Raw genomic sequence first — 13,120 nt, forward strand, 5'->3', positions numbered from 1 at the left:
AAATGGCTGACTGCCTTTATTTTATCCAACTGGGGAATAATGAAGAATCTTCAACATATTTGTTACGCCTGTCAAAATGGTTATACCATTTCAACCCCCACAATTCTGTGAGTTTGAGTTTGCGGGCGCTGAAATCAGCAAACACCATGTTTGTCCCGTCAGAATGGCGCGGCACGCAAAACTGCCCCATCCCCCAGTTGTAGTGATTATCCTTAGCCTTGTTCAAACGGGCATTTTCTTCTGTCTCCGGCGGATCGAGCACTGCGCGGCCTATGCCAAAGTCTCTATCTTCTGAAAGAACGCCGCCTTCGAGCCATCTGCCGTCGCCGAACATGGGAACATTAGAAGCATCAGATACGTTTGAAGTCTTACGCCAGTAAAATTCTACCGGACGGCGAAGACTGTTGACCGTTCCTGTTGACTTAACAGAGCCTTCTTCCGGATTGGACGCCCAGACGCTCATCGTGTAACTTACAGGAATAGCCTGCAAAAGCATACCATTCTGGCTGGGAAGGTCGTTTATTGCCCACGGCCATGCAGCAGAAGTATCTGTCCATCCCATAGTTTCTACGCCGAATTGCTGGCCAATCTCATAACCCGGGTTAATTCTGGGGACCGATGGACATACGAGAGAGTCGATATCGTCTCCGCGATAGGGCTTGAGGTCCGCAAGCCAGTAGCCCCAGCCTGAGCCCGGGTGTTTGTCGGGTCCCCACCCCTGGTGACCTCTGGTGAAAGAATCATCGTTATCTGTCGCATATGCCGCGAATGCCAGACCCTGGCTCCTGAGATTTGACAAACAAACCGTTTGCTGTGCCATTCGGCGAACCTTGCCTAATGCCGGCATCAAAATAGCCATAAGCAATGCGATAATCGAAATGACTACAAGTAACTCGATCAGTGTGAAACCTTTTTTTGTTTTCATGACATCCAGATCCTTAGAAATAAAAGCTGTAACATTTATTTTATTCATGTTTTACTCTCTTAATTATAACTTGTTTTACGTGCAATTACAAGCGGCGTCATACTTTGAACCGCCAGCATGGCAATGACGGCACCAACCGGAACGCCCGAAAAACGCTGTCACTGGCAAACACAAAACCTTGATATGTATATCCTTATACAATAAAGCAGTTTAAAATTACGTCTTATGGAGCACTTTGCATATTACGCAAAATGACCATCTCGTTACGCAAAATGACTTAACCGGCTAAAGCAAAAAATGCCTTAATTCTCAATCAGTTCTCAACCATTGCGCAGCGAGCCCAAATACATCGGCGGCTCCGACATCATTGCTCATGTCAATATCCGCCCCGCCGCACCAGTTATTCTCGGAATAACACGGTGACCCAAGCCAGTTTGAAGCCAGTACGGCATAATCCTGTAAATTTATCAGCATATCATTGCCGGCAATATCCGCCGTTGGCTCAAAGCCGATTATGACACTGCCATAAACCCTGATTGAAGGTGCGGTTATCTGAATCCTGCCGGGGACGGCCTGTGTATTAACCGTTGCGGGTGCAACTTCATGCGGCGAAACAATATCGATCGTAAGTTCTTTACCCTCAAGCCATGAGGGCATCTCGATATCAAACGTTAATTCGGGTGTATAGTTAACCGCGTCGCTTTCCAGCTCGATGTCGTAATTGACAATATCCACAAAGAGCCTGCCGCCGCAAACATCCTGATACAGAGTCAATCCAACATTTTCGTCCACATCGGTGTCGCTGGAAGCAAGAACGGGCACCGCGCCGCCAAGAACCGCGTCCATCGCCGCTGAAAACCGGCCGATATCAGCCGCACGCTGTGAAGCATTATCGGCATTGAAATAGTCCATGCCGATATTGTCTTTGATGTAGTAAACCTTTCCAAAGCCGACATTTAACTGATTTGTTTCCGGCGCCGTCGCTATGTCGCTCACACCTGTCAGACGCGAGAGGCTAAAGCCTGCGGAATTAACCGCGAAATTTCCGCTTTCCGGCAGACGGTTTCCGCTGCTGCCGGTAACAATGAGCCTGCCTCCTGCCTGCACCCAGGGAAAGAGAACCTCCGCGGCATCCGAGCCGTCAAAAACCTCTGACTCGGCTATTACCAGAACCTTTAAACCGGCAAGAGCTTCCGCATTGAGTTTCCACTCAGGTACAAATCTGTATTGGTAGTGCAGCTGCCCCAGCGCCGTCGCCCAGCCCCAGTTTGCAAACTGATGTGGCTGGCTGTTGAAGTCTTTCATGCCGCCCGGCAGCATCTGGTTCAAGATAGAAGATGACGAGTAGTATATGCCGACATCCTCAACTGCATATCGTTTGTTGAACATAGACTCAACCTCTGAAACAAAGCTGAAAAACATCGCATTCGTCGCGGCATCGCCGGTCTCCCGGTCATTGCCGGGATGAAACATAGGCATGGTATGCGTCGCGAGCATTTCATACCACATAATCTGGCAGAGATTACGGTTGGCGCGATATCCGTTTACAGGGTCATGTTTAAGGTAATCCTCGTAGTGGCTGTTATAGAACCATACATTTACAAAGCGGCTTTTTGAATGCTGCATCGCCAACTTGTAAACAGGTGCGAATCTCCCAAACGGCGGCAGTGTAATCCCGCGGGAACCGGCACCTAAACTCCAGCCGGCGGAAAGTTCTGTGCTTACCATATCGAGATTTCCGCGTGTCCAGCCGAGGTTAAACATGGGAATATCGTTGCCCATAACCAGAAAATCATCAATACCGTTTTCAGATGCCGCCTGGTGAACCGCGTTATCGTAATTTGTAAGTGCCTCTGTACCAACGCGGCGTTTGAATATCATGTATGCCTGCCAGAGCGGCTCGTCCTGCCAGCGGCTGTCTTTCCAGGCCGCATGGTCAAGATTCTCTGAGGCCGGATCCCAGCCCCAGCCGGCAGCGATATCCTTTAATTTTTCACGCACATCAAACGTCATAACATCAGATACGCCCATTGCAGCCAGTTCATTCGCGGTAAAGTTATTTAAAAGGTGCTGCCTGAAACGCGCGACAGACCACTCGCCGAAGGCACGTTTTACAGGGTTTGCGTTGAAATTGTCCCAGGGGCTGTAATTATCCGTCCACATGCCGTGGATTCCTGTCGATGTGGCGTGAAGGGTGGATGCGTAGGTAAAATCAATCCACATTGGACAGGCGGTGTCCTTGCTCTGCCTGAAATGCCCGCAATAATCCCCTTTGTCAGAAGGAATATAAAGCTGACCGTTCTGGGAATCCTGGGCGGCGAGGTTATATTCGTAATCAAATGGAACCCTGCCGAGAATGTCTTTTGAGCTGCCGGCATCGTAAACCCTGCTGTTTCGCGGGTCGGTTGGATCGCCGATATGGCCTGTTGCCTCCGTGCCGTCGGGATAGGTCATTGCAGGCCCGCCGTAAACAGGGTGGGTACGCGTCCACGGCCGGGCAAACCATTCATCATCAAACCAGTTATGAGTGCCGACCCATACAACCTCGCCGCCGCTGTATGAGGCCCAGCTCCAGTAGGTATGGCTGACGGTATTATAATCCGGACTTGTGCTTACAGGATCCAGCTCAACTACAAATGTCGGGCTCTGGCCGAATGTTTCAAAGTATGAGAGGCTCTTGAGCCCTGCCGCGTCTGCCTGGGCCTTGACGTATGGCCGGCCGGTTATCTGCTGTCCGTAAAGGGCCCAGCCGGGATCACTCTTGGTAGCGTTGAAGGCAACACTGGAATTATAAGCTACCGCTTCGTCGGTATCTATGCTTTCACAAACACGCAGCAGACTGTCCCACCAGAGAGGCTCATCGCAGATATTAGAATTGTCTTGCTGGGAGCAGAGGCCCTGCAAGTTTACAGCACAGATAACTAAAAGCAATATAAGTGATTGTTTCATTTTGGTCCTGACTTTTAAATTATATGTATCGCCATCCCGCTGAGACGAAAAAATTTCCATTCCGGCCCGAAAACCTTTGTGCAGTATAACAGAAAAAAGGGAGTTTTAATAAGTCATTTAGCGTTTATTTGATGTCATTTTGCGCAAAAAGGCGAAATATTATTATCTCCCTGAAAAATCCAATTTACAGTGAGTATCTGGAGTCTATACACAAAAATAGAAGGGTCTGTTCTGCAACAGGCCCTTCTATTTTTTTTAAATTATTTCACCGGAAGTTTAATTTATCCAGTTTGCCGCCATTTCAGCGAAATCTTTGTAGTTGACATCGCAGTCGCCGTTCAGGTCACCTGTCAGCCCGTCGCAGCTGCCGCCGGCAGATACGCCGGTGAGCCAGTTGACTGCCAGAGTTTTGACGTCGTCAACGTCAACATCGCAGTCTCCGTCAATATCGCCGCCGCAGCTCTGAACAGATACAGTCGTCATACCGGGGTTCGTAACGTCGTAATCATGAACCACAACGCCGCCTTCAGCGGAAATCTTACCCGAGGTCACAGCCGCGGCTATCTCGGCATCTATATCTCCGGCAACCATTATAGTTGAATCGCCGGAGATCACAATGCCGTTGCTGTCGGCAAGCCCGACAAGTCCGCCGATTTCGTTTACAACGATGGTGCCGCCGTTCATATCGATACTGCCGTGGGACAAGGGCGGATATCCGGGGTCATCGAGGATTGAGAGCTGAAGAACCTGGCAGTTTATAATTCCGGCGTTCATTTGAATATGGCCGTCGCCGTAGAGGTAGTTGTCGTAGCTGCCGGCACCGACTCCAATACCGTTTGCATAAAGAGCGGCACCGTTCATAATCAGAGTGCCTCTTCCGGGAGCTTCAGGCGTGCTGCCGTTGGCGCCGAGGTTCAGATTGCCCTGCCCCTGGCCCTGCGATTCAGGATCCTCAGGGTCTGGAGTACCTATTATATCGAGCGTAACGCCCTCAGCGATTTCGAGGTAGTCATCAGCGGCAACGCCGGACGGCTGCCAGCCGATGGTTACGGCACCCAGCTGGGCATCAGCGTCGATAATGGGATGCTGCCCTAACGGAGCAGCTCCGGTTGTTACGAACACATCCCCCGGCCAGGGCACTTCGTTTGACTCATAGTTCCAGTTTTCCTGGAGAGACTGAGTTTCTCCGCCGGCGTCCCACGCCATGTTATATGCATGTTGGCCGTCAACTTCCGGGTCATAGGCACGTGCTGTAACTATAATCCTGTCGCCGACATTATCAGTCTGTATCACGCCGGAACCGCCATCTGCAAAGATGTAGCCCTGTGACTGCCACCAGCTTACCGGTTGACCTGAAGCCAGGGAAAGCGTTCCGTTGGCCTGCGAGGAAATATCGATGCCAATTCTCTCGACAGAGCCGGGAACAAAGCCGACTATCTGGCTGGCGCTTACTGTGCCGTCATTGATAAACAGCACCCCGGTACCGGCTACCCGCTGCCATGAGCCGCTTCCGGAATCCCATTCAAACTTGCTGAATGACAAGGTGTAGGCGTTGACAGCGGCCGAAGGGCCGTTCAATTCTGCTATTGTATGGCCGACTTTGTGCTCATACGGAGGTTCGGGATTATCCCAAAAGGTAGTGCTCAACTCCAAATAGAGGCAGTTCACCTCGCCGCTGATACGAAATGTTGAAGTACCGCTGACGTAACCAAGAGTACAATTGGTTGACGTCGTCAGAGAAGCGCCGGACTCAAGATCCAAAGTAGAATCGCCGCTTCCCATAAGCAGCTGGCCTATCTCTACAGCAGCCGGTGAGTATATAGTTGGATAATCGCCGTCATATATAACCGCCATGTTATCAGTGCCCGGTGCATAGCCGGTATCCCAGTTGGCTGCCAGAGACCAGTCTCCCTCGCCGCCGAGCCAGTTCACCGGCACAAGCCCCTTCAATTCTGCTGAATACCCGGGGCTTGCAGCCGCAAAGATGCCTGCCGAAAACATTAGCAGGATTAGAAAGCGAAATCTGTTTTTGTTCATTTTTTGATCTCCTGTAAAAAAAAGTCTTAACCCGCGTAATCACAAATCAGCGTTTTCTGCGAATAAGGATGCTTCCAAGACCCAGCAGCATCATGGTTGCAGGCTCGGGAACAAGCGATATGGAGCTGGAAAGGCCATCCTGCGTGATTAAGTACGCGGCAGGATCAGTCGTAACAACACCGTCTATAGAGATCATGCCGTTATTCCTGAACCAGTCCCAGACTCCGCCTGTGGTAACTCCGCCGGTTTTCTGGCCGAGTGTGAAGCTGCCGGTATTGCCGGTTCCAAAATCCAAATCTACCGCGAAGGTGTCTGGTATTACATCGATGATAATCTGTCCGGAACCGCCTGCCAGCATGTTGTATTCGGCTGTGCCGTTAGCATTTCCGATGTGTACTATGCCGTTGCCCAGATTGAGCGTTCCCTTGTATATCGCGAACATGGAATCGGCTGTAACGCTGCCGTTTAGTACGTTTAGAATCATATGCTCGCCATACTGAGACCAGAAAGTCAGCTCGCCGGTAATGCCTACGTTGGTAACCGTGTTCCAGTCATTAGTATCCACCTCGATCAGCGTAGTTACACCAGAATTAAAAGCTCCGCCCCGCATCGCAAGGCCGTTAGGGGCTACAAAAGTTCCGCCCTCTAAACGTACACCGAAGTCCTCTAACGCGCCGTCACCGCACCAGACGTTGTTTGCGTAGGTTATCAGTCCGGTATCACTTCCGTAGGGAACCGAACCGCTCGCCCAATTGTCACCAAGTTCAACATCGCCGACACCGTCTAAACGCCCTCCGGAACCGTCTGACTGCCCGACGAAGTTCACATACTCAGCAGATGAAAGAGCGGCAACGCCAAAGATCAACATTAAAACTAAAATCCTGTACTTTTCCATAACTTCTTTTCTCCTTTGATAAGGTTAATAAATAATCTTCTTAACATAAGAAAGATTCTCTACATATTTATCTGATTTACTTTCGGTAGGCTTTACTGCCGGACCGCCGCCATATATTGTTCATAAGCGTAAATCCAAATAAGCCTGGAAGAATTGGAAATCTCTACACAACTTCTAAACCGAGAGATACTTCAACTTCTTTTACCTCTATAAAATCATGTTCTTCTTTCTAAATGCATCACCAAAATTAAAGTCTAAACTTTATTTCCTGATAACTACTGTTAATATTATATAAAACGAACCGGCTAATTACAACCCGATATCTTTATCCGGCGGTTTCTACTTGAAAATAAAACAAACGCCGCCTCGGGAAATACAAAGTTTCAATTTTATAAAGCATTTATCAAAAAGGTTTTAAAAATCAAAGCTCCATTGAAAATAAAAAGTCTAAACGGCATTACTTCTACGCAAAATGACTTGTGTATTTCGCAAAATGACTTAACAAATTTTTGTTACCCATCAGTTTCCGTCCAACCATTCCGCCGCAAACCCTAAAACATCGGCTGCTCCGACATCACTGCTCAGATCGATGTCCGCGCCGCCGCACCAGTCATTGCCGGCATAGCATGAAGCCTCCAGCCATTTGGACGCCATCACCGCATAATCGGCAAAATCCACCCGCAAATCACCATTTATATCTGCTTCTAAATTCAGGCTTATAACAATACTGGCGTAGAAACTTATCGAAGGTGCGGTTATCTGGATCCTGCCCGGAATGGACTCTGCATCAGCAAACGCCGCATCAACCGCGTCGGGTGATACTGTACTAACTGTAAACTCTTTGCCTTCAAGCCATTGCGGCATCTCCGCATCAAAAGTAAACGGCGGCGTATTAGTCATCTTATCGGTTTCCAGCTCAATGTTATAATTGACTATATCGACAAAAAGTTTCCCCCCGCATATATCCTCATAAAGCGTAAGCCCGATATTCTCGTCAAGATTGCTGTCGCTTGATTCAATAACAGCATCCGTGCCTGCCAGAATTGTGTCCATGTAATTTGAAAAATCACTCAACATGCTTGCCCGCTGCAAGGCGGCGGCGTTGTAATAATCCATGCCGATATTGTCTTTTATGTAGTAAACTTTTCCTTGGCCTACACTTAGAAGCTGAGAAGCCGGGGCTGAGGAAATATCTGAAACTCCCGTCAGCATAGAGAGGCTGTAACCGGCGGGATTAACCGCAAAGTTGCCTTCTTCGCCGCGGCGGTTTCCGCTGCGTCCCGTAACAATCAGCCTGCCGCCGGATTCTACCCACGGATAAAGAATCTCCGAGACATCGTCCCCGTCAAAAACCTCTGATTCACCGATTATCAGAACCTTCAGGCCGTCAAGCGCCTCGGAACTCAGCTTCCATTCCGGCACAAACCTGTACTGAAAATGCAGCTGCCCCAGAGCCGTCGCCCAGCCCCAGTTGGAAAACTGGTGCGGCTGATTGTCAAAATCCCTTATACCGCCCGGGAAGTACTGGTTCAGTATTGATGAAGACGAATAATATATACCGACATCTTCCACTGCACAGCGCCGGCTAAACAGATTATCTACCTGGGAGACAAATCCGAAAAACTGACTGTTTGTACTTGGGTCTCCCGTTTCCCTTGGATTTGACGGGAGCAGCATAGGCAGAGTGTTTGACGAGAGCATTTCCGAATACAGCACACGGCAGACATTTCTGTTAGCACGGTAACCGTTTTCCGTGTCATGTTTTAAATAATCTTCATACCCGCTGTTATAGAACCATACATTTACAAACCTGCTTCTTGACTGCTGCCGGGCAAGTCTGTAGGCGGGCGATATCCTTCCAAACGGCGGGAGCGTGAAACCGCGGGAGCCGCTGCCAAGCCCCCAGCCGGCGGATATCTCTGTGCTTACCATGTCCAGGTTTCCGCGTGTCCAGCCAAGGTTGAACAGAGGCACACCATTTCCAAGGACAGCAAAATCCTCAATACCGTTCTCGCCGGCGGCGGCGTGCACCGCGGCATCATAATTTGTAAGAGCGGCGGTGCCCACCCGGCGTTTGAATATAAGATACGCCTGCCAGAGCGGTTCATTCTGCCACCTTGAATCTTTCCACGCAGAATGGTTCAAGTCTGTAGAATGAATATCCCAACCCCAGCCGGCGGCTATACTTTTAAGCCTTTGGCGGATGTCAAATGTCATAACATCTGAGACGCCCATATCCGCTAACTCGCCGGCGGTGAAATTATCTGAAAGGTGATTCCTGAATAGCGCAACGGACCACTCTCCAAATGCGTGCTGAACGGGCTTACTGTTGAAATTATCCCACGGGCCGTAATTATCTGTCCACATTCCGTGCAGCCCCAGCCCTGTAGCGTGCAGCGCAGAGGCGTAGGCATAATCAATCCATGCCGGACAGGCCGTGTCTTTGCCCTGCCTGAGATGCCCGGCATAATCTCCCCTGTCTGAAGGGACATAGAGCTGGCCGTTCTGAGCTGCCTGTGAGAGGCTGTTGTACTCATAGTTGACAAATACCCTGCCCAGAATATCCTTTGAACAGCCGGCGTCATAGACCCTGCTGTTGCGGGGATCGCTGCTGTCGCCAAGATAGCCGGCTGCGGCGGTGCCGTCGGGATAGGTCATAGGGCTGCCGCCGTAAACCGGATGTGTGCGTGTCCACGGGCGGGCGAATTCTTCATCATCAAACCAGTTGTGAACGCCCACCCATACGATTTCATTGCCGCTGTAGAGCTGCCAGCTCCAGTGATTGCGGCTGACAGTGTTATAGTCTGGGCTGGTGCTGACCGGATCCAGCTCGGCTATGTATGTTGCGCATTCACCAAATGTCTCAAAGTATGTTATACTTTTCAAGCCGGCCTGGTCCGCCTGGGTCTTATTCCATAACCTCTCGGAGAGTTTTTGGCCGTAAAGTCCCCACGTCGGGTCGTTTACAAAACCGTTGAATGCCACTTCCGCATTGAGTGCCTCGGCTTCATTCGCGTCGGACGTCTGGGCAATACGCAGCAGTTTGTCCCACCACTTAATGCTGCCGCATACGTCCGCGCCGGCAGGGGGTTCAGCGGATATAATGGCTTTGTCCGGGCAACCGAGCCCATCACCGCCTAATGAGCCTGATAACCAGTAATAATCCGCAAAAACTGATTGCAGGTTAATAAATGCCGCTAAAGCGATAAAAACAGTTAACAATCTCATGACCGGCCTCTAAGTTAATAGTGATTGCATTGTAAATGCTTGTAATTATAACAGATATATGTTGTGTCACTAAATCATTTTGCGTATTTATTTTGTCATTTTGCGCAAAACGCTTGCAAAACAAACTCACAAACGTATCATCTTAGCTATTAAACCATTAACATTCAGTTACATAGGCTGATCAATGCATAAATCAAAAAGAGTTCTACTGCTTCTGGACATTGACCGTGGCTGGACACGAGATATACTTCGCGGCATTGCCAAGTACTGCCGGCTGAACAATCCCTGGGGCCTATACCGGCTCTCACAATTCTACTGGCGGCCCGAACACAAACGGAACAAAAACGAGCTGAAAAAGTTCCAGCAGTGGAAACCGGACGGAATTATAACACGGGAGATGGATCATATCGATGAAGTCCTGCAGCTTGGTGTGCCGGTAATAGGCTGGGACTATTCAGGGGAAGTGCCCAGCATACCGATAGTAACCAGCGACTTTGAAACGACGGGAAGTATGGCCGCCGAGTATTTCCAGGAAAAGGGTTTCAAAAATTTCGCTTTCTGCGGCTACTCCGATGTGGGCTGGTCAACAAAAAGGCTCGAAGGTTTCCGCAGGACTTTAAACGCAAGAGGCTATGAGGTAGAGGTTTACATGAAGCCCATGTCCTCGCTTCGGAACCTCTGGTCAGATGAAATAGACAAGCTCTCAAAATGGCTCAAGACCCTTGCGCCGGCGACCGGCCTGATGACCTGCAGTGACGACAGGAGCCTGCATGTGCTGGAAGCCTGCAAAACATCATCGATACTTGTGCCCGAAGAAATTGCGATTTTGGGCGTAGATAATGATGAGCTCTTGTGCGACCTGGCTAACCCGCCGCTGAGCAGCATTGAATTCAATACCGAAGATACGGGCTATGCCGTAGCAGAAATGCTTGATAAAATGATGAGCGGCAGGCATTTTGAAGGCTGCAACATAATCACCAAGCCGATTCGGGTTATAGAAAGACGCTCAACTGACATATGTGCCATACAGGATTCACAGGTAACCGCCGCCCTTGCCTACATCAGAGAACATAAATACAAACTCATAGGCGTCTCAGAAGTGGTCAGCGCTACGTCTGTCTCACGGCGAAATCTCGAGCTGCGTTTCAAAAAGCATCTCAACCGAAGCATTCTTGACGAGATAAAGAGAACGCATGTTGACCTTATGGCCGATTTACTCATAGAAACAAATTATTCCGTCTCCAAGATCGCTTCCATGCTCGGCCACAGCAGTGTAGAGAATATATGCAGATATTTCAAAAGCGAGAAAGGTTTATCACCGGCTCAATACAGGGAAGAGTTTGAAAAACCAGTCATTTTACGCAGATGATATGTCTTATTGCGCAAAAACACCCGCACAGCGAGCCCATTCTAACAGCAGGATAAAGCATTAAAATACGTTTGGCAAAAAACTTACAAGATAACTTCAACAGCAAAACCATGCCAAACGGCAGAATTGGCGATAAATATATTACTTGATGAAAAGATTCAATAAATAATAATTCGGACAATTATCTTTAGCGGTAACAAACTGAAGCAATAATTTATTACAATTGAATGGAACAATATATGGCATCAGAGAATCTGGAAACACCGAACACAACAGGGAACGGGTCTCAAAACAAGCTAAAGGCAACCACAAAACTGGCCTGGGGCTCAGGCGCGCTTGCTGATGCTATGATGGCAAACGTCATCTCTTACCTGGCCCTGCCGATCTACAACATAGCACTGGGCGTAGATCCCAGATGGCTGGGCTGGGCAATGGGACTGCCGCGTATATGGGATGCGATCTCGGATCCGGTTCTTGGAAATATCTCCGATAACACCCGCTCAAGGTGGGGCAGAAGACGGCCGTTTATATTTGTGGGAGCGATCCTCTCAGGTATATTCTTTGCCGTGTTATGGATGCCGCCGGCGAGTTTCAGCGCCAGGGCAATGGGATACTATTTTCTGGTAACATCATTTTTCTTCTACACGGCATATACGATTTTTGTTGTCCCCTGGAACGCAATGGGGCTTGAGCTGACAACAGACTACGACGAGCGAACCCGCGTCCAGGCATACCGAACGTTTATGCAGAGTATCGGCGGGCTGCTGCTGGGGACATTGTGGTGGCTCTCTATCAAAATCGGAGGAGAAGGAAACGAAGTTTACGGCGTTAAGATAGTTGGTATTATCTTCGGTGTGTATGTAATGATTACCGGAATGCTGCCGGCGATTTTCTGCCGTTCGCAGATTTCCGTGCCAAGCCAGAAAAAGATACCTTTCATAGCGGCAATCACTACAACAGCAAAAAACAAGACGTTTATCCTGCTCGGAGCGATAATGTTCTTCCTGCTTATCGGGCTGTTTCTGGTTAATTCTTTCAGCAACTACATAAACATATACTATGTATTCGGCGGCAGCAAAGAAGGAACCTCAAAGATAGCAATGATTGCCAATTTCGTGTTTCAGACTACCGGCATAGGGCTGGTGCCGCTGGTTTCTTACCTTGCAGTGCGTTTCGGCAAAAAGCGCATACTGCTGGCCGGCCTGACCTCTGTGATGGCGGCGTATTTTACAACATGGTTTTTCTACACGCCAAAAGCGCCTTACCTGCAGCTGATCAGTCTGGGAATGATGGCCCCGGGGCTTTCATGCGTCTGGGTTATTACCGCTTCGATGCTGGCTGATATTTGCGATGTCGAAGAATACCATACAGGCCTGAGAAGAGAAGGAATGTACGGTGCGGCTTTTTCATGGATCATAAAAGCAGGCATTGCGTTTACTCTTGTAGGCGCGGGCTATATGATAGATTTTTCAGGTTATGACAGCAGCCTTGCTATGCAGACAGAGGATACAATCCTGAAGATGAGGCTTCTGTATATGCTTGTACCGGTTGCCTTTATAGGCACTTCATTCATACTTGTATGCTTCTACCCCTTAACAAGGGAAAAGGTTGAACAGATCAGGCATGAGATAAACGCGCGAAACAATGCACCGAACAATCCTGTTGACGGGACAATAGAAACTATAAATGACGATGACCCTGTTATTTAAAACTGGTA

At 49.1% G+C, this 13,120-nt stretch carries 7 protein-coding genes; 2 read left to right on the plus strand and 5 right to left on the minus strand.

What is annotated here, in order from left to right:
* Window positions 1-16 precede the first annotated feature (16 nt).
* The 5 genes from SMSP2_RS12860 to SMSP2_RS12880 form a co-directional block, all read right to left on the minus strand.
* The gene (locus SMSP2_RS12860) at window positions 17-925 is read right to left on the minus strand and encodes a prepilin-type N-terminal cleavage/methylation domain-containing protein (RefSeq protein WP_186804721.1); all 909 of its coding nucleotides are present in this window, start codon (window positions 923-925) and stop codon (window positions 17-19) included.
* A gap of 309 nt (window positions 926-1,234) precedes the next feature.
* Window positions 1,235-3,874 (minus strand): hypothetical protein, encoded by a 2,640-nt coding sequence (locus tag SMSP2_RS12865; protein WP_146684445.1) that lies wholly within the window; start codon window positions 3,872-3,874, stop codon window positions 1,235-1,237.
* A 276-nt stretch (window positions 3,875-4,150) separates the two neighbouring features.
* Complete coding sequence (locus SMSP2_RS12870) at window positions 4,151-5,911, minus strand: hypothetical protein (protein ID WP_146684446.1); 1,761 nt, start codon at window positions 5,909-5,911, stop codon at window positions 4,151-4,153.
* A gap of 46 nt (window positions 5,912-5,957) precedes the next feature.
* Window positions 5,958-6,806: a PEP-CTERM sorting domain-containing protein gene (locus tag SMSP2_RS12875; RefSeq protein ID WP_146684447.1), complete on the minus strand. Its 849-nt coding sequence runs from the start codon at window positions 6,804-6,806 to the stop codon at window positions 5,958-5,960.
* 519 nt (window positions 6,807-7,325) lie between these two features.
* On the minus strand, window positions 7,326-10,034 hold the full coding sequence (locus SMSP2_RS12880) for a hypothetical protein (protein WP_146684448.1): 2,709 nt from the start codon (window positions 10,032-10,034) through the stop codon (window positions 7,326-7,328).
* A gap of 184 nt (window positions 10,035-10,218) precedes the next feature.
* Here SMSP2_RS12880 and SMSP2_RS12885 point away from each other — a divergent pair, with 184 nt between their 5' ends.
* Both SMSP2_RS12885 and SMSP2_RS12890 read left to right on the plus strand, forming a co-directional pair.
* Window positions 10,219-11,403 carry an AraC family transcriptional regulator gene (locus SMSP2_RS12885; RefSeq protein WP_146684449.1) on the plus strand — a complete coding sequence of 395 codons (1,185 nt, stop codon included), beginning with the start codon at window positions 10,219-10,221 and terminating at the stop codon, window positions 11,401-11,403.
* A gap of 239 nt (window positions 11,404-11,642) precedes the next feature.
* Window positions 11,643-13,112 (plus strand): MFS transporter, encoded by a 1,470-nt coding sequence (locus SMSP2_RS12890; protein ID WP_186804722.1) that lies wholly within the window; start codon window positions 11,643-11,645, stop codon window positions 13,110-13,112.
* The last annotated feature ends 8 nt before the right edge of the window (window positions 13,113-13,120 follow it).

It is taken from the genome of Limihaloglobus sulfuriphilus, from assembly GCF_001999965.1.
In the GTDB taxonomy this organism is placed as follows: Bacteria; Planctomycetota; Phycisphaerae; order Sedimentisphaerales; family Sedimentisphaeraceae; genus Limihaloglobus; species Limihaloglobus sulfuriphilus.

Excerpts from the sequence above, each read along its gene's own strand:
- SMSP2_RS12870 (WP_146684446.1), bottom strand. The coding sequence starts at position 5,911 with ATGAACAAAAACAGATTTCGCTTTCTAATCCTGCTAATGTTTTCGGCA.
- SMSP2_RS12880 (WP_146684448.1), bottom strand. The coding sequence starts at position 10,034 with ATGAGATTGTTAACTGTTTTTATCGCTTTAGCGGCATTTATTAACCTG.
- SMSP2_RS12860 (WP_186804721.1), bottom strand. The coding sequence starts at position 925 with ATGAAAACAAAAAAAGGTTTCACACTGATCGAGTTACTTGTAGTCATT.
- SMSP2_RS12865 (WP_146684445.1), bottom strand. The coding sequence starts at position 3,874 with ATGAAACAATCACTTATATTGCTTTTAGTTATCTGTGCTGTAAACTTG.
- SMSP2_RS12875 (WP_146684447.1), bottom strand. The coding sequence starts at position 6,806 with ATGGAAAAGTACAGGATTTTAGTTTTAATGTTGATCTTTGGCGTTGCC.
- SMSP2_RS12890 (WP_186804722.1), top strand. The coding sequence starts at position 11,643 with ATGGCATCAGAGAATCTGGAAACACCGAACACAACAGGGAACGGGTCT.
- SMSP2_RS12885 (WP_146684449.1), top strand. The coding sequence starts at position 10,219 with ATGCATAAATCAAAAAGAGTTCTACTGCTTCTGGACATTGACCGTGGC.